The organism is Blastococcus sp. SYSU DS0669 (genome assembly GCF_054050895.1).
Window position 1 is genome coordinate 211,065 of sequence record NZ_JBJHAE010000005.1, and the last position, 17,537, is coordinate 228,601.

A 17,537-nucleotide genomic window follows, 5' to 3' on the forward strand; every position below is an offset into this window, starting at 1 on the left:
GCTCAGAACGGTGGGGGAGTGGTCGTCGCGACCAGGCCGGTCGGGGCGGTCACGGTGAGTCGGCCGTCGGGCGCCAACTCGTGCCGCCAACCGGGCGCCTGGTGCTTGCCGCGGTGGTGACCGGTGCAGAAGCCGACGAGGTTCTGCGCGCTGGTGGGCCCCTCGGGCCAGGGACGGTCGTGGTCCAGCTCCCCGCCGAGCCGCACGCGCCTGCGGCAGCCGGGGAAGCGGCAGCGACGGTCGCGGGCACGGACGTACCGGTCGAGGGCGGCGCCGGGGCGGTACCCGTCGGTCGGGCCGGGTGGGCCGAGCCCCGGGCGGCCGGTGAGGTCGTGCGTGCAGCGGGCCGGCGCGCGGCGGCAGGCGGCGTCGTCGCAGCGGGCCAGGCGGCGGAGCTCACGGCTGTCGGTCAGCGCGAGCAGGGCGCCGGAGAGTTCGTCGACCACCGCGATGCGCGGCCGGTCGACCAGCGTGCCGCCGCCGCTCACGTCGAGAAGTGCGGCGAGGGCCGCCCGGCGGGACTCCCCGGCCGCGGCGCACGCGTCCAGGTCGCTCGGCGCACCGGTGACCCGCCCAGGGGCGCTGCGGAGCCAGGTGGCCTCGTCCGCACGGTCGGCCCGCTGGGCGTCGACGACCATCCGTCGGGCGTGACCGATCGCCCGATCCAGGCCCAGCAGCGCATCCGCGGCAGCTTGCATCGACCCGTGGGCGGTCGCCCAGCGAGCGGATCCGCCGCTGTCGTCGTCCTCCGTCGTGGGCGCTGGGCATGTCGCGGGCCGCTGGTCGGGTGCTGTTCCAGGTTGGACGTCGGAGCCGTGTCCTGAATCCCGGCTGGCATCGGGGTCGCATCCCGAACCCCGGCTGGCATCGGGGTCACGTTCGGAACCGGGGCTGAGATCGGGGCCGCGTCCTGAGCCGGAGCCGGGATCGGGGTCGGAGGGCGGCGCCGGGTCGGCGAAAGCACCGACGCGCTCCAGCCAGGCCTCGACGGGTGCCTCCTCGGCCCACCGGCGGAGCAGCTCGTCCTCCGGGGTGTAGTCCTCCCCGCCCCACTCACCTCGGAGGGCGCGGGCCTCGACCTCCGCCCACCACCGCTCGTCGGCCTCTCGCCACTCCCTGGGCCAGGTGTCCAGCGGCCAGGCGCCGGTGGAACCGAAGTCGTCCGGCCAGGAGTCCGTGGGGCAGAGGTCGTCCGGCCAGACGTCGGTGGCGCCGGCGTCCCGCGGCTGATCGTCGGCCCGGCGTTCCGCTGCGGGTAGCAGGCCCAGGGCGCGGGCGAGGGCGCGGACCACTTCGGCGGGTACCGGCTCGTTGCCGATCTCACCGGGCTGATCGCCCCCGAGGAGGGACCGCACCCCGGCCACCACGGTCAGCTGCGCCTGGACGGCGGGGAGGTCGTTCTCCTCCGGCCGCAGGACCAGGTCGAGCAGGCAGTCGGCCATCCTCTGGCCGCGGGTCCTGCGGTCCTCCGGCTCGTCGAGCGCATCGGCGTACCGGCTCAGCGCGTCGAGCAGCGCCTGGGCCTCGGGCACCGTGAGGAGAGCGCCGAAGGAGGCCATGCCCTCGCGCCGGTCGGAGCGGATCGAGATACCCCGTTCCCGCAGCGACGCGGCCAGCCGGGCGGCCTCGTCGCGCGCGTCCCGGGCCAGACCGAGGCGGCGAGCCTTGGCGCCGAGCTGCGCCGGGGTGGTCACCCGGCCGGACATCCACGCGAGCAGATCGCGCTCCACGGCGGCTCGCCGCGCCGCGTCGGCGATGGGCGCCACCCGCTCGAGCATCGGCCACAGGTGCCCCGGGTGGATCTCCCCGCGCTCCAGCGCGGCCAACGTCGCGGGGAGCCGGTGCACCAGCGTCAGCGACCGGGCGAGCAGCTGCTCGGCGGCCTGGGCGGAGAGGGACAGCGCCACCACGAGTTCCTGCGCCGCCCACTCGCTGACCTCGGCCAGCACCTCCGGCCGGGCGGCCCGACGTGCCTCGCTCATCGCCCCGGCCTGACCGGCCGGGCGATCGGCCGACGCGGGACGGGTGGTGGCGAACTCGGCCACCGCCCGGGCGCGGAGAGCGGTGTGGCGGGCGATCTCGCGGTCGGCAGCCTGGACGGTGCCCAGCGGACCGGTGGCCCACCCGGCCGCAGGAGCGACGGGCCCGACGGGGAACGCCGCCATCTCCCGTTCCGCCACCTCCGCCACGCATTCGATCATACGTTCGAACAGGCATGGCAGCAACTGGTTCTCCTGCGAACGCGCAGTTCAGCAGCGCGCCCGGCCTCGAGAGGGACTCGGCATCGGCTTCACCGGGCCGCCCGGGTCCGGTTCGCGCGCCCGTGGGGCGACGCCGGTCAGGCCCGGCGTGACCTCGGCAGGAGGCGTCGACGCGGTGGGTGGAAGTCCGCTGCGGCCGGTCGACCCGGGCGTGCATGTGCGGCCGGCCGGCGTGCCCGTCAGCCCACCTCCCACCCGCCGGCGAGCCGGTCCAGCAGTTCGCTCGCCAGCTCGTCGACCGGTCGCGCCGCGTCCATGCGCAGGACCGCAGCCTCCGCCCAGGGCGCGTACGCCGCCGCCCGTGCACGCACCTCCGCCCAGGAGGGCTCGGCTACGTGCGCCAGGCCCCGACGACGGCTCTCCAGTCGTCGGCGGTGCTCGACCTCGTCACGGAGCGTCAGCAGCACGAACGCGAGGTCGGCCCCGGCGTGGGCCGACGCGGCCCGCCACGTGTCGCGGGCCGGCTCGCTGTCGTCGACCGCATCCACCACCACGGATCTCCCGAGCGCGAGGTTCTGCTCGGCCACGACCCGCGCTGCCTCGTACGCAGCCACCCCGGTCTCCCAGGAGCGCGGCAGCCCTGCGCCCAAGAGCGCGTCCTCGATCGGATCGACGGACAGGTGGACCCACCCCGACCGGGTGGCCAGTGCGGCAGCGACCGCGGTCTTCCCCGTGCCGGGCAGCCCCGAGACGACGACGAGCACCGTCTCAGGCCGGCGGGAGGTGGGCGACCGTCGTCGCGATGCCGGTGACGTGGGCCAGGCGGAGGAGCTCGGACCGGCGGAAGGCCGGGCCGCCGGAGCGCCCGAGCACGATCGCCCGGCCGGCGCCGTAGGGCACCGCCATCATCTCGATGGCCATCTCCTGCCACCGCTCGGGCAGCCACGGCTCGTCGCTGGGCAGCAGCCGCGGCCCCGCCAGCGGCAGCCACGGCAGGGTCAGTCCGAGGAAGGCGGGCGCGGCGTCCGACGCGGCGAGCACCGCCCGCTCGGCCAGGGGGGCGGGCTGGCCGGAGTCGTCGAGGACCACCGCCCAGCCGCTGTGGAACACGCGGGGGAGCGAGTCGGTGAGCAGCTCGGTCGGCGGCCGGTCACCGCGCGCCAGCGCGTCCAGCAGGTCGAGCTCCCGGTGGGTGTCCAGCGGCCCGGCGAAAGGGCGCAGCGACTCCACCTGCACCCCGGGCACGGTCTGGGCCGCGGTGATCAGGCTGTCGGGCAGCCGGTCACCGGGCAGGTCCACGACGACGTCGTCGACCGCGATGCCGTTGCCCCGTTCCAGCACGTCCAGCGACACGATGTCGATCCCCGCCGTGCCGAGCGCCGTGGCCACGGCCCCGAGGACGCCGGGGCGGTCGGGCACGACGAGGCGCAGGAGATAGGACACGGTTCCTCCGGGGGAGTGCTCGCCGGTTCGGGCCGATCTCCGTCGATCGCGGTCGGGGGCAGCCTCTCACGCTGACCAGCGCCGGGAGGGCTGCACGTACAGTGACCCGGTCACGTCCCGGTCCGAGAGCGGGCCGCCGGGCACTGCCGAAGTGGAGTTCCACCGCAGCATGAGCACCCCCTCCCCGAAGGGCCAACTGACCCGTGACGAGGTGGCGCACCTCGCCCACCTCTCCCGGCTCGCGGTGAGCGACGAGGAGCTGGACCTCTTCGCCGGTCAGCTCGCCGCCGTGCTGGACGCCGTCGCGCAGGTCGGCAAGGCCGACGTCGCCGACGTGCCGCCGACCACGCACGCGGTGCCGATGACCAACGTCATGCGCCCCGACGTCGCCCGGCCCAGCCTGCCCCGCGACGTCGTCCTCGCCGGGGCCCCGGCCGCGGAGGACGACCGCTTCCGGGTCCCGCGCATCCTGGGGGAGGAGGCGTGACCGCCACCGACCTCACCACCACCAGCGCCGCCGCGCTCATCGAGGCGCTTCAGTCGGGCGACCTCAGCTCCGTGGAGGTGACGCGCGCCTACCTCGACCGGATCGAGGCCCAGGACGCCACGATCGGCGCCTACCTGCACGTCGACGCCGACGCCGCGCTTGAGTCCGCCGGCGCCGTCGATGACGCCCGCGCGGCCGGCGCCGAGCTCGGCCCGCTGGCCGGCGTCCCGCTCGCGCTCAAGGACGTCGTCGTCACCGAGGGCGTGCCCACCACCAGCGGCTCGCGCATCCTCGAGGGCTGGCGACCGCCGTACGACGCCACCCTGGCCGCCCGGCTGAAGGCCGCCGGCACGGTGCTGCTCGGCAAGACCAACATGGACGAGTTCGCGATGGGCTCCTCCACCGAGAACTCGGCCTACCGGGTCACCCGCAACCCCTGGGACACCGACCGCATCCCGGGCGGCTCCTCGGGCGGCTCCTCGGCCGCGGTCGCCGCCGGCCTCGCCCCGTGGGCCATCGGCACCGACACCGGCGGGTCGATCCGCCAGCCGGCCGCCGTCACCGGGCTGGTCGGCCACAAGCCCACCTACGGGTCGGTCTCCCGGTACGGGCTCATCGCCTTCTCCTCCAGCCTCGACCAGGCCGGCCCCATGACGCGGACGGTCCTGGACGCCGCGCTGCTGCACGAGGCCATCGCCGGGCACGACCCGCTGGACTCCACCAGCATCGACGCGCCGGTGCCCGTGCTCGCCGAGGCCGCTCGCCGCGGCGCCGGGGGCGACCTGTCCGGCCTGCGGGTCGGCGTCGTCACCGAGCTCGGCGGGGACGGCCACACCGACGGGTACGACCCCGGTGTCCTGGCGCGCGTCGCCGAGGCGGTCGCCCTGCTCGAAGGCATGGGCGCCGAGGTCCGGCAGGTCTCCTGCCCCGCCTTCGACCTGGCCCTGCCGGCGTACTACCTGATCGCGCCGAGCGAGGCGTCGTCCAACCTGGCCCGCTTCGACGGCGTCCGGTACGGCGTGCGGGTCGGCGACGACGGCAGCCGCGACCTCGACGAGGTCATGGCGCTGACCCGGGAGCAGGGCTTCGGTCCCGAGGTCAAGCGCCGCATCATCCTCGGCACCTACGCGCTGTCCAGCGGCTACTACGACGCCTACTACGGGCAGGCGCAGAAGGTCCGCACGCTCATCACGCGTGCGTTCACCTCCGCCTGGGACGACGTCGACGTGCTGGTCAGCCCGACCAGCCCCACGGTCGCCTGGTCGATCGGCGCCCGCGTGGACGACCCGATCTCCATGTACGCCGCCGACCTCTGCACGCTGCCGGCGAGCCTCGCGGGCGTCCCGGCGATCTCGGTGCCGTGCGGCCTCTCCGAGGGGCTGCCCGTCGGCTTCCAGATCATGGCGCCGGCCCTCGCCGACGACCGCTGCTACCGCGTCGCCGCCGCGCTGGAGGCGGCTCAGGACGCCGCCCGCGGGCACGCGCTGCTGGCCGCGATCGGCTCGAAGGAGAACGCCCCCTCATGACCGACACCCTCGTGGACTTCGACGAGGTCCTGACCCGCTACGAGCCGGTCATCGGCCTGGAGACCCACGTCGAGCTGGGCACCGCGTCGAAGATGTTCTGCGGCTGCTCCACGACCTTCGGGGCCGAGCCCAACACCCAGACCTGCCCGGTCTGCCTGGGGCTGCCGGGTTCCCTGCCGGTGGTCAACGCCGACGCCATCGAGTCGACCATCCGCATCGGCCTGGCGCTGGGCTGCCGGATCGCGTCCTGGTCGCGGTTCGCCCGCAAGAACTACTTCTACCCGGACATCCCCAAGGGCTTCCAGACCAGCCAGTACGACGAGCCGCTGTGCACCGCCGGTCACCTGGACGTCGAGGTCGACGGCGAGACGCACCGCGTCGAGATCGAGCGGGTGCACATCGAGGAGGACACCGGCAAGAACCTGCACGTCGGTGGCGCCACCGGGCGCATCCACGGCGCCGACCACTCGCTGGTCGACTACAACCGCGCCGGCATCCCGCTGGTCGAGATCGTCACCCGCCCGATCCCGGGGACCGGCGCCAAGGCGCCGGAGGTCGCGAAGGCCTACGTCACCGAGCTGCGGGAGATCCTGCTCGCCCTCGGGGTCTCCGAGGTCCGGATGGAGCAGGGCAACCTGCGCTCGGACGTGAACACCTCGCTGGCGCCGATCGGCAGCCTGGAGTGGGGCACGCGCACCGAGACCAAGAACGTGAACTCGCTGCGCTCCGTGGAGCGTTCCGTGCGCTACGAGATGCGCCGGCAGGCCGCCGTCCTGGACGCCGGCGAGCGCGTGGTCCAGGAGACCCGGCACTTCCACGAGGACACCGGCTCGACGTCCGAGGGGCGCAGCAAGGAGGAGGCGACCGACTACCGGTACTTCCCCGAGCCCGACCTCGTGCCGATCGCGCCCGACGAGGAGTGGATCGAGAAGCTCCGCGCCGCCCTGCCCGAGCTCCCGGCGGCCCGCCGGGCGCGGCTCTCCGACGAGTGGGGCATCTCGCCGACGGAGATGGGCTGGCTGGTGAACGCCGGCGCCGTCGAGCTGGTCAGCGACACCGTCGCCGCCGGCGCCTCGCCGAGCGATGCCCGGAAGTGGTGGCTCGGTGAGCTGGCCCGCCGGGCCAACGACGCCGGGACGGAGCTGGGTGAGCTGGCCGTGACCCCGGCGCAGGTCGCCGAGCTGATCGGGCTGGTCTCCGCCGGCACCCTCAACGACCAGCTGGCGCGGCAGGCGCTGGACGGCGTGCTGGCCGGCGAGGGGGACCCGGCGGCGGTCGTGGAGTCCCGCGGGCTGGCGGTCATGGGCGAGTCCGACGAGCTCGTGGCCGCGGTCGACGCCGCCATCGAGGGCAACCCCGACGTCGCCGAGAAGGTGCGCGGCGGGAAGGTCCAGGCGATCGGCGCGCTGGTCGGGGCGGTCATGAAGACCACCCGCGGCAAGGCCGACGCCGCCACCGTCAAGCGCATGCTGGAGGAGCGCCTGGTCGGCTCCTAGCCCTGACCGGGTGGAGCTGCCGGCGGTGCGGCTGCTGGAGCTGAGCCGGCGGGCGCGCGTCGTGCACCGGGTCCGTGCGCCGACCCCTCAGAGCGGGGAGTTCGGCTGACCGCCGGGCGGGCGGATCCGCAGCACCTTGTCGTCGTCCTCGGCGGGGGAGCCGGCGTCGTCACGGTTCGACGTCGTCACCCAGAGCGCGCCCTCGGCGTCCAGGACGACGGTGCGCAGCCGGCCGTACCGGTCGCCGAGCACCTCGTCGACGGCACCCTCGATCGGGACGCCGCTCTCGTCCAGCGTGACCACGTGCACCTGCTGCCCGTCCAGCGCGCCCAGGAACACCGTGCCGTTGGCGACCGCGCAGCCGCCCAGGCCGCCCTCCTCGGCGGGGATGGTCAGCAGGGGGACGCCCACGCCCTCCTCCTGCACGCGGTCGACCTCGTCGGGGCCCTGGCGCGCCTGGTCGGTCGCGTACACCCGGTCGCCGTCCTGGCAGAGCGCCGTGACGTCGCGGTAGCCCCAGCTGTGCACCGGGTCGCCGCCGTCGGCGCCACGGCCGAAGACGTCGATGCGGAGCACCTTGCCGGCCAGCGACGCCGGGTCGGCCGCGAGCGCGGCGTCCCCGGTGTCACCGGTGCCGACGTAGAGGTGGCCGTCGGCGCCGGTCATCAGGCCGCCGCCGTTGCCGGTCGCACCGCGCGGGATGCCGGTGAGCACCGGGTTCGGCGTCCCCCCGATCGGGAACCGCACGACCCGGTTGTCGGTCGCCGTGGTGACGTAGGCGAACAGCAGCCCGTCCTCCGCGAACGTGGGGGAGAGGGCCAGCCCCAGGAGCCCGCCGTCGCCGCTGGTGTCCAGCCCCGGCAGGGTCATGAGCTCCTTGGCCGGCGACCGGTCGGGGAAGACCTGCAGCAGGCGCCCGGTGTCCCGCTCGCCGACGATGGCCGTGCCGTCGGGCAGCAGCACCAGGCCGGTGGGCACGCTGAGGTCGGTGGCGACCACGTTCGGATCGCCCTCCTCCTCGCCGGAGCCCGGCTGCGCCGGGTCCGCGGGCGGCGGCAGGGTCTGCGTGGGCGGGCCCACCTGCGGCGGCGGCCCCTCGGGCAGCGGCCGGAACGGGCCGGCGGGCTCGTAGCCGCCGCCACCGCAGCCGGCGAGCAGCAGGGCGGCGAGCACGGCGGCGACCGCCCGCGGTGCGCCCCCCGCCCTCGTCGGCCTCACCCGGCCCAGAGTACGTGCGGTGGACGGGCGGCCGGCCCGCGCGCGCGGAGGCGGGGCTGGCTAGCGTGAGGCGGTGACCACCCTGGAGCTCGCGGCGGACGAGACGCTGCACGTGCTGGTCCCGTCCCGCCGGCTGGCCGACGCGGTCGAGGCGCTCTCCCCGCGGGTGCGGGCACACCGGGTGCCGCCGGCGGAGGGGCCGCCCCGCGGGGAGCCCGCGCAGGCCCAGGTCTGGGTGGCCGGCGGTGGCTCGGCCGCGCCGCCCGACGGCTTCCTCGACGCGCTCCCGCGGCTGCGGCTGGTGCAGTTGACCAGCGCCGGCGCCGAGGGCTTCGCGGGGCGGATGCCCGAGGGCGTCGTCCTCTGCAACGCCCGCGGCGCGCACACCCCGGCCACCGCCGAGTGGGTGATGGCGGCGACGCTCGCGGCCCAGCGCGGGCTGCCGTTCTTCGTCCGCGAGCACGACGCCGGCCGGTGGACCTTCACCACCCAGCACTCCCTGGTCGGCGCGCGGGTGCTGGTGATCGGTGCCGGCGACATCGCCGCGACGGTGGGCCGGATGCTCGAGGGGTTCGACGTGCGGCTCACCTACGTGGCCCGCCGCCCGCGGGAGGGGGTGCGCACGGTGGCCGAGCTGCCCGAGCTGCTGCCCGAGGCCGACGTCGTCGTGCTGCTCGTGCCCCTGACGCCCGAGACCACCGGGATGGTGGACGCGCGCTTCCTGGCCGCCATGCCCGACGGCGCCCTGCTGGTGAACGCCGCCCGCGGGCCGGTCGTGGACACCGCGGCGCTGCTGGCCGAGCTCGCCTCGGGGCGCCTGCGCGCCGCGGTCGACGTCACCGACCCCGAGCCGCTCCCCGAGGGCCACCCGCTCTGGCGCGCGCCGAACCTGCTGCTCACCCCGCACATCGGCGGCGAGGTGCCGGGGACCCGGGAGCGGGCGACGGCGGCGGTCACCGAGCAGATCGGCCGAGTCCTCGCGGGCCGGCCGCTGGAGAACGTCGTCGGCGACTACTGACCCGAAGGGCGGGCGGAGGGGTCGGCGAGGCGGCCGCCCGAGGCGGCGGCCAGGCGCGGCAGGTCCCGCACCCGCAGCACGGGGAGGCGGACCTCGGTGCCGGCCGTCGTCACCAGCCACAGCCTGCCGCGCTCCCCGAGGCGGATGCCGGAGAGCTCCGGCCAGGCCACCGTGCGGGATCCGAGCAGCGAGCGCGCGGTGATCCCGTCCTCGCCGACGTCCACCCCGGCCCGCAGCACCCACGCGGTCACCACGGCGGGGATCAGCAGGAGCAGCAGCGTCCAGGCGCTGACCAGCGCCGTGGGAAGGACGCAGAGGGCCAGCAGGACCACGGGGATGAGCGCGCTCCGGGTCATGCGGAAGCGGCTGGGAGGGCTCACGGACGTCGATCCTCCCAGACCGCTCAGCCGGCGAGCCGGGCCAACCGGGCGGCGCTGTCCGCCTGGGCCGCGGTGTAGACGACCAGCTGCAGACCCGGGGCGTCGGCCGGGGTGAGCTGGTGGTGCTCGAGGACCAAAGTGCCCACCTCCGGGTGCTCGAACCGGCGCTCGGTGGACGTGAACCGGTCGACGTCGCGGCTCGCCCACCCCTCGCGGAACGTGGGGCTCGCCGCCTTCAGCCGCGTCACGAGGTCCGCCACCTCCGGGTCGGCCAGCCGGGGACCGACCTCCGCGCGGAACTGGGCGAGGAAGCGCCGGCTGTCGGTGGTCCAGTCGCCGAGGAGCCGGCGCACGGCCGGATCGGTGAAGACCAGCCACAGCAGGTTCCGGTCCCCGGCCGGCACCCGGGCCACTCCCGGGTACAGGCGGGCGTAGGCCGCGTTCCAGCCGGCGATCGACCAGCGCGAGGTGATCGCGTACGCGGGCGAGGCGCCGAGGGAGTCCAGCAGCCGCTGCAGGTGGGCGGGCATGGCGTCGACCGCCTCGTGGGTGCGCACCGGGTCGTTGCCGGAGAGCCGCAGGACGTACTCGCGCTCAGCCGCCGACAGCTGCAGCGTGCGGGCGAGGGCGTCCACCACCTGCGGGGACGGCCGGATGTCGCGCCCCTGCTCCAGCCACGTGTACCACGTGTGGCTCACCCCGGCGAGCAGTGCCACCTCCTCCCGGCGGAGGCCGGGCGTGCGCCGGTTGCCACCGGAGGGGAGGCCCACCGCCGCCGGGGCGAGCTGCCGCCGTCGCGAGGTGAGGAACTCGCCCAGCTCCCGGCGTGCGGCGACGGTCATGCGCTCCCCGTTCGGTCGCGGCTCGGTGGTGGTGCCGGTACTAGTACCACGGCAGTCTCCGGGATGCTGGACCCGCGGCCTAGCATCGCTTCCCGTGACGATCGGCGAGGACCTCATCCCCGGAAACGAGCCCGCGGGCGCGACCCACAGCCCGCTCAAGCCCCGCAGCCACGAGGTGACCGACGGGCTGGCCAAGGCCCCGGCGCGCGCGATGCTGCGCGCGGTCGGCATGGGCGACGAGGACTTCGCCAAGCCGCAGATCGGCGTGGCGTCCTCCTGGAACGAGATCACCCCGTGCAACCTCTCGCTGGACCGGCTGGCCAAGCGAGCCAAGGAGGGCGTGCACGCCGCCGGTGGCTTCCCGCTGGAGTTCGGCACCATCTCCGTCTCCGACGGCATCTCCATGGGTCACGAGGGCATGCGGGCCTCGCTGGTCTCCCGCGAGGTGATCGCCGACTCGGTCGAGACGGTCATGTTCGCCGAGCGGCTGGACGGCTCGGTGCTGCTGGCCGGCTGCGACAAGTCGCTCCCCGGCATGCTCATGGCCGCCGCACGGCTGGACCTGGCCAGCGTCTTCCTCTACTCGGGCTCCACGCTGCCGGGCAAGCTCGGCGACCGTGATCTGACCATCATCGACGTCTTCGAGGGCGTCGGCGCGTGCGCCCGCGGGCTCATCACCCAGGACGAGCTCGACGCGATCGAGCGGGCGGCCTGCCCGGGCATGGGCTCGTGCGGCGGCATGTACACCGCCAACACGATGGCCAGCGTCGCCGAGGCGATCGGCATGGCGCTGCCGGGCAGCGCCGCGCCGCCCGCCCCCGACAGCCGCCGCGACGCCTACGCGGTCGCCTCCGGCGAGGCGGTGGTCAACCTGCTCCGCAAGGGCATCACCGCCCGGCAGATCATGACCCGCGAGGCGTTCGAGAACGCCATCACCGTCGTCATGGCGCTGGGCGGCTCGACCAACGCCGTCCTGCACCTGCTCGCCATCGCCCACGAGGCCCAGGTCGAGCTGACCCTCGACGACTTCAACCGCATCGGCGACCGCACCCCGCACCTGGCCGACGTCAAGCCCTTCGGCAAGTACGTCATGACCGACGTCGACCGGGTCGGCGGCGTGCCGGTCGTCCTGCGCGCGCTGCTCGACGCCGGGCTCCTGCACGGCGACACGCTCACCGTCACCGGGAAGACGATGGCCGAGAACCTGGCCGACATCGCCCCGCCCGACCTCGACGGCACGATCGTGCACGCCATGAACGACCCGATCCACCGGACCGGCGGTCTGAGCATCCTGCGCGGCTCGCTCGCCCCCGAGGGGGCGGTCGTGAAGTCCGCCGGCTTCGACGCCGACGTCTTCGAGGGCACCGCCCGGGTGTTCGACGGCGAGCAGGGCGCCATGGACGCCGTCACGGACGGCACCCTGCAGCCCGGCGACGTCGTCGTCATCCGCTACGAGGGCCCGCGCGGAGGCCCGGGCATGCGGGAGATGCTCGCCGTCACCGGGGCGATCAAGGGTGCGGGGCTCGGCAAGGACGTCCTGCTGCTGACCGACGGCCGGTTCTCCGGAGGCACCACGGGCCTGTGCATCGGGCACGTCGCACCCGAGGCGACCGACGGCGGCCCGATCGCCTTCGTGCGGGACGGCGACCGGGTCCGGCTGGACCTGACCACCCGGACCCTCGACCTGCTCGTCGACGCCGACGAGCTCGCCCGCCGGGCCGAGGGCTGGGAGCCGCTCCCGCCGCGCTACACCACCGGTGTGCTCGGCAAGTACGCCAAGCTGGTCGGGTCGGCGGCGCAGGGCGCGATCTGCGGCTGACACCCGATCGGGTGAGGCCGGGGCGGGGCGGAGTCCACAGCCCCGGCCGGGGTGCCGACCAGAGGGTCGTGGACCTGGCCGCGCAGCGACGGGACGACGAGGCTGCGGCCCCGGCCGTCCCGCTGCCCGCCGTCCCCCCGTTCGCCGCCCCGCCGCGCACCGGCTCGGCCCCCGGGCTCCCGCCTGCCGCGTCCCCGGCGGAGCGGCGCGAGTCGCGGCTCCTCCACGTCCTCCTCGCCGTCCTGGCCGTGTCCGGGGCGGCCGTGGGGCGGGCCCTGGGCGCGGCCGCCGCCGCGGGGCTGTTCAGCGTGCTGCTGGCGGTCGGTGCCCTCGCCACCGCCGCCGTCGTCGTCCGGCACGCGGCCCGGCTGGACCGCACCGCGCGGCGGCCGTGGCAGGCGTTCTCGGCGGTCGCCGTGCTGCTCGCCGTGGGTCGCCTGGCGAGCGTCGTGGACGGCGGGGCGGGCACGGTCGCGCACGCCGCGCAGGTGCTGGCGCTGCCCCTGGGGCTCGCCGCGTGCTGGCTGCTCCTGCCGCCGCGGAGCGAGCGGGCCGGTGTGCGGGAACTCCTCGACGGCGCCATCGTGGTGATCGCGGGGCTGCTGCTCGCCGGCCTGGTGCTGTCGCGGTCGGGTGCCCCCAGCGGCGGCGGGTACGTCGCGGTGCTGCACGCGATGGGCTACCCAGCCGGCGGCACGCTGCTCTGCGCGGTGGCGCTCCTGACCGTCTCCCGTGCGCCGGCGTCCCGCCGAGAGCCGGCGGTGTGGCTCCTGGTGTCGATGCTCGCGACCGCGGGCATGGCCGTCGTCGGGGCGCTCACCCGGGTGCTGGGCGAGACCCCCTCCGAGCTGCTCGTCAGCATCGCCTGGTCGGCGATGCTGGCGGCCGCCGTCCGGGCCGTCGACACCGATCGCGGGCACCACCGGGAACCCCGCCAGGACGCCGACGGCCTGCCGCTCTTCGGGCTCGCCGTCAGCCACGCGACCGCCTACGGCGTCGCGGGTGTGGTCATCTGGTTCCTCGTCACCGGGCACTCGTTCACGACGCCCGAGCAGGTGGCGATCGGGGTGCTGGTCCTCTGCACCTCGCTGCGCAGCCTGGTCTGGGTCGTCGACGGCGGCCGGCTCACCCGCCGGCTCCAGCGGGCCGAGGCCTACTTCCGGGCGCTCTCAGCCAGCGCCGAGGACGTCACCGTGGTGCTGGACGGCGACGGTCGGGTGCGCTGGGTCTCCGGCGCGGCCGACGGCCAGCTCGGCTGGTCCGAGCGGGAGCTGACCGGCCGCCGGCTGGCCGACCTGGCCGACCCCGACGACCGCGCGGTGCTCGAGGGCGTCCTGCGCGGGGGCGTCCCCGCGGGCCCTGCCGCCCTGCCGCCCACCGTCCGGCTGGCCACCCGCGCCGGCGACCACCGTGACGTCGAGCTGTCGGGCGCCGCCCGCGCCGGCATCCCGGGGAGCGCGCTGGGCTCGGGTCTGGTGCTGCACCTGCGCGACGTCACCGCCCGCCGGTCCACCGAGCGCGAGCTCGAGCGGATGGCCTACACCGACTACCTCACCGGCCTGCCGAACCGGGCCCGGTTCCTCACCGCCCTCGAGGACGCGCGGGCAGCGGCCACCGAGGGCCGCCCGGGCTGCGTGCTGCTGGTCGACCTCGACGGCTTCAAGGCCGTGAACGACGTGGCCGGTCACGACGCCGGCGACCAGCTGCTGGTCCAGGTGGCCGACCAGCTGCGCTCCGGGGCGCGGGAGCAGGACCTGGTCGCCCGTCTCGGTGGCGACGAGTTCGCGCTGCTGGTGCCCGGCGGCCTGGAGGAGGCCACCGGGCTGGCCGAGCGGCTGGTCGTGGCCCTCGACCGGTCGTTCCAGGCGCCGTCCCCCGGCGGGGAGGGCGCCGGTCCGCGATTCGTGGTCTCGGGCAGCATCGGCCTGGCCGAGCTGGACCCTGCCGCGGAGGCGTCCGCGACCGTCCGCCAGGCCGATCTCGCGCTGCGCGCCGCGAAGGCCGCGGGGAAGCGCTGCGTGCGCTCCTCGGGCGAGGCGATCGACGAGGCCGTGGGACGGCGCACCCGGCTGGCCCGCGACCTGCCCGCGGCGCTCGCCGAGGGGCAGCTGCGTGTGCTGTACCAGCCCGTCGTCGGCGTGCACGACCGCCGCGTGCTGGGCCTCGAGGCGCTGGTGCGCTGGGAGCACCCGCTGCTGGGCACCGTGCCCCCGGACGAGTTCATCGCGCTGGCCGAGGAGGACGGCCTGATCGTCCCGCTCCAGCGCTGGGTGCTCGGGGAGGCGACCGAACGGGCGGCCGTGCTGCTGGCCGACGGCTGGGACGTGCAGATGGGCGTCAACGTGTCGGTGCGCCACCTGCAGGCCGGGTGCCTGGCCCCGGACGTGGCCGCCGCGCTCACCGCCGCCCGGCTGCCCGCGAGCAAGCTGATCCTGGAGATCACCGAGTCCGTCCTCCTGGACGTGCACGACGGGGTGCTCAGCGACCTGGAGACGCTCCGTGGCATGGGCGTCGTCCTCTCGCTCGACGACTTCGGCCAGGGGTGGTCGTCGCTGGCCTACCTGGCCCGGTTGCCGGTGCAGATCCTGAAGATGGACCGGGCCTTCGTCGCCGGCATCGACACCGACCCGCGCGGTCGCGCGCTCGTGGCCAGCGTCGTGGAGCTCGGCCGCGCGCTCGGGATGGACGTCGTCGCCGAGGGTGTCGAGACCGAGGCCCAGCTGGCCGAGCTGCAGGCCATGGACTGCCGCTACCTCCAGGGCTACCTGTTCGGCAGGCCCATGCCGTTCACCGAGCTGCGGGCGCTGCTGGCGAGCTTCGACGACTCGGTCCTGGACGTCCCGCAGCCGAGCCGCTCGAAAATGGACCGGGGTGTCCACCTAGTGGGACGCGACGGTTGACGACGGGCCGCCTGCGGGCGCACAGTGTCCCCGTGCCTCGCACCAGCATGCTCGCCGACGCCCGAACCCACGGCGTCCTCGTAATCGCCTAGCGCGTCCGGTCACCGACCGACGCGCTGACCCTTCGTGCCTGCGGCACGAGGGGTTTTTTGTTGGCCGTGATCCGCCGCACAGCGAGCACGCCGCCCGTCGCACCAGCCCGTACCACGCCGCAAGGCACAGGAGACCCGCGCGATGACCAGCACCCCCCACGAGGCCCCCGACCCCGAGGCCACCACCCGCGAGGCCGCCGCGTCGCTGACCGGCGTCGAGACCACGGCCCGCTCGGTCGCCGAGGCCGCCGCCCAGCCGGCCACCGGCATCACGGGCGCGCAGAGCCTCGTCCGGTCCCTCGAGGCGGTGGGCGTCGACGTGGTCTTCGGCATCCCCGGCGGCGCGATCCTCCCGGCCTACGACCCGCTCTTCGACTCCCACGTGCACCACGTGCTGGTCCGCCACGAGCAGGGCGCCGGCCACGCCGCCACCGGCTACGCCCAGGCCACCGGCCGCGTCGGGGTCTGCATGGCGACGTCGGGCCCGGGCGCGACCAACCTGGTCACCCCGCTGGCCGACGCCTACATGGACTCGGTCCCGATCGTCGCGATCACCGGGCAGGTGCCCAGCGCCGCCATCGGCACCGACGCCTTCCAGGAGGCCGACATCCGCGGCATCACGATGCCGGTCACCAAGCACAACTTCCTGGTCACCAGCGCCGCGGAGATCCCGCAGCGGATCGCGGAGGCGTTCCACCTGGCCGCCACCGGCCGGCCCGGCCCGGTCCTGGTCGACATCCCCAAGGACGTCCTGCAGGCGACCACCGACTTCTCCTGGCCGCCGCGGCTGGACCTCCCCGGCTACAAGCCGACCACCCGCCCGCACGGCAAGCAGGTGCGCGAGGCGGCGGCGCTCGTCGCCGGCGCCCGCCGGCCGGTCCTCTACGTCGGCGGTGGCGTGCTCAAGGCGCGGGCGACCGACGAGCTGGCCGCGCTGGCCGAGCTGACCGGGGCGCCGGTGGTCACCACGCTCATGGCCCGTGGCGCGTTCCCGGACAGCGACCCCCAGCACCTGGGCATGCCCGGGATGCACGGCACCGTCGCGGCGGTCACCGCGTTGCAGAAGGCCGACCTGATCGTCGCGCTGGGCGCGCGCTTCGACGACCGGGTGACCGGGGAGCTGTCCAGCTTCGCGCCCGAGGCACAGGTCATCCACGCCGACATCGACCCGGCCGAGATCGGGAAGAACCGCAAGGCCGACGTCCCGATCGTGGGCGACGCGAAGGAGACCATCGCCCAGCTGGTCGAGGCGCTGCGCGCCGAGCACGCGGCCGGCCGCACGCCGGACCTGGCGGCCTGGTGGGCCCAGCTGGACGACTGGCGCGAGCGCTACCCGCTCGGCTACGACTGGCCCGAGGACGGTGCGCTGTCGCCGCAGTACGTGATCGAGCGGCTCGGCGCCATCTCCGGGCCGGAGGCGATCTACACCTCCGGCGTCGGCCAGCACCAGATGTGGGCCGCGCAGTTCATCAAGTACGAGCTGCCGGGCACCTGGCTCAACAGCGGGGGCCTCGGGACCATGGGCTACGCCGTGCCCGCGGCGATGGGGGCCAAGTACGGCCGCCCCGAGGCCACCGTCTGGGCCATCGACGGCGACGGCTGCTTCCAGATGACCAACCAGGAGCTCGCCACCTGCGCGATCGAGGGGATCCCGGTCAAGATCGCCGTCATCAACAACGGCAACCTCGGCATGGTCCGGCAGTGGCAGACCCTCTTCTACGAGGGCCGCTACTCCAACACCAAGCTGCACGCGCGGAACGCCGACGGCACCCCGAAGCCGGTGCGCATCCCCGACTTCGTCGCCCTCGCCGAGGCGCTGGGCTGCGTGGGCCTGCGGTGCGAGACCAAGGAGGAGGTCGACGCGGTCATCCAGAAGGCGATGGAGATCGACGACGCCCCGGTGGTCATCGACTTCGTCGTGGGGGCCGACGCCCAGGTGTGGCCGATGGTGGCCGCGGGCGCCAGCAACGACGCGATCCTGGCCGCGCGCGACCTGCGCCCGGTCTTCGGCGACGGACAGGTGTAGGGCCCCCTCCCTCCCCACCACCTCGCTCCGCTCGGCGGTGGGCCCCTGGGAGGGGGCCGCCGCTGGTGACGACTTCCTGGAAAGGAACC

General features: G+C 75.2%; 13 protein-coding genes. 7 read left to right on the forward strand and 6 right to left on the reverse strand.

Features of this window, described 5'->3' with window-relative positions; genetic code table 11:
• Positions 1-2 precede the first annotated feature (2 nt).
• The 3 genes from ACI792_RS08350 to ACI792_RS08360 all read right to left on the reverse strand — a co-directional run bounded on the left by ACI792_RS08350 (position 3) and on the right by ACI792_RS08360 (position 3,644).
• Positions 3-2,189, reverse strand: a complete 2,187-nt coding sequence (locus ACI792_RS08350; protein ID WP_456602184.1) for a DUF222 domain-containing protein — start codon at positions 2,187-2,189, stop codon at positions 3-5.
• A gap of 251 nt (positions 2,190-2,440) precedes the next feature.
• Entirely contained in the window at positions 2,441-2,965 is a 525-nt protein-coding gene (locus tag ACI792_RS08355; RefSeq protein WP_456602185.1) for an AAA family ATPase, read from the reverse strand.
• Positions 2,966-2,969: 4 nt separating this feature from the next.
• Positions 2,970-3,644 carry an ACT domain-containing protein gene (locus ACI792_RS08360; RefSeq protein WP_456579113.1) on the reverse strand — a complete coding sequence of 225 codons (675 nt, stop codon included), beginning with the start codon at positions 3,642-3,644 and terminating at the stop codon, positions 2,970-2,972.
• Positions 3,645-3,813: 169 nt separating this feature from the next.
• Here ACI792_RS08360 and gatC point away from each other — a divergent pair, with 169 nt between their 5' ends.
• The 3 genes from gatC to gatB are packed head-to-tail and all read left to right on the forward strand — an operon-like array spanning position 3,814 to position 7,153.
• On the forward strand, positions 3,814-4,131 hold the full coding sequence (gene gatC / locus ACI792_RS08365; protein WP_456579112.1) for an Asp-tRNA(Asn)/Glu-tRNA(Gln) amidotransferase subunit GatC: 318 nt from the start codon (positions 3,814-3,816) through the stop codon (positions 4,129-4,131).
• The gene (gene gatA, locus ACI792_RS08370; RefSeq protein WP_456602186.1) at positions 4,128-5,657 is read left to right on the forward strand and encodes an Asp-tRNA(Asn)/Glu-tRNA(Gln) amidotransferase subunit GatA; all 1,530 of its coding nucleotides are present in this window, start codon (positions 4,128-4,130) and stop codon (positions 5,655-5,657) included. The genes gatC and gatA overlap by 4 nt, the downstream gene beginning before the upstream one ends.
• Positions 5,654-7,153, forward strand: a complete 1,500-nt coding sequence (gene gatB, locus ACI792_RS08375; protein WP_456602187.1) for an Asp-tRNA(Asn)/Glu-tRNA(Gln) amidotransferase subunit GatB — start codon at positions 5,654-5,656, stop codon at positions 7,151-7,153. Before gatA ends, gatB begins: the two co-directional genes overlap by 4 nt.
• Before the next feature lie 87 nt (positions 7,154-7,240).
• Here the strand turns inward: gatB and ACI792_RS08380 are convergent, their stop codons facing one another.
• Positions 7,241-8,371 (reverse strand): PQQ-dependent sugar dehydrogenase, encoded by a 1,131-nt coding sequence (locus tag ACI792_RS08380; RefSeq protein WP_456602188.1) that lies wholly within the window; start codon positions 8,369-8,371, stop codon positions 7,241-7,243.
• A 73-nt stretch (positions 8,372-8,444) separates the two neighbouring features.
• On the opposite strand from ACI792_RS08380, the gene ACI792_RS08385 reads away from it, so the two are divergent.
• Positions 8,445-9,389 carry a 2-hydroxyacid dehydrogenase gene (locus tag ACI792_RS08385; protein ID WP_456602189.1) on the forward strand — a complete coding sequence of 315 codons (945 nt, stop codon included), beginning with the start codon at positions 8,445-8,447 and terminating at the stop codon, positions 9,387-9,389.
• Here the strand turns inward: ACI792_RS08385 and ACI792_RS08390 are convergent.
• Complete coding sequence (locus tag ACI792_RS08390) at positions 9,383-9,769, reverse strand: PH domain-containing protein (RefSeq protein WP_456602190.1); 387 nt, start codon at positions 9,767-9,769, stop codon at positions 9,383-9,385. The genes ACI792_RS08385 and ACI792_RS08390 overlap by 7 nt on opposite strands.
• Before the next feature lie 23 nt (positions 9,770-9,792).
• Complete coding sequence (locus tag ACI792_RS08395) at positions 9,793-10,611, reverse strand: helix-turn-helix transcriptional regulator (protein WP_456602191.1); 819 nt, start codon at positions 10,609-10,611, stop codon at positions 9,793-9,795.
• 94 nt (positions 10,612-10,705) lie between these two features.
• On the opposite strand from ACI792_RS08395, the gene ilvD reads away from it, so the two are divergent.
• From ilvD to ACI792_RS08410, 3 genes are all read left to right on the forward strand, one after another.
• A complete protein-coding gene (ilvD, locus tag ACI792_RS08400; RefSeq protein ID WP_456579105.1) occupies positions 10,706-12,430 on the forward strand; it encodes a dihydroxy-acid dehydratase in 1,725 nt (574 codons plus the stop codon).
• Between the two features lie 68 nt (positions 12,431-12,498).
• On the forward strand, positions 12,499-15,330 hold the full coding sequence (locus ACI792_RS08405; protein WP_456602192.1) for a putative bifunctional diguanylate cyclase/phosphodiesterase: 2,832 nt from the start codon (positions 12,499-12,501) through the stop codon (positions 15,328-15,330).
• A gap of 234 nt (positions 15,331-15,564) precedes the next feature.
• On the forward strand, positions 15,565-17,448 hold the full coding sequence (locus ACI792_RS08410) for an acetolactate synthase large subunit (protein ID WP_456602193.1): 1,884 nt from the start codon (positions 15,565-15,567) through the stop codon (positions 17,446-17,448).
• Positions 17,449-17,537 lie beyond the last annotated feature (89 nt).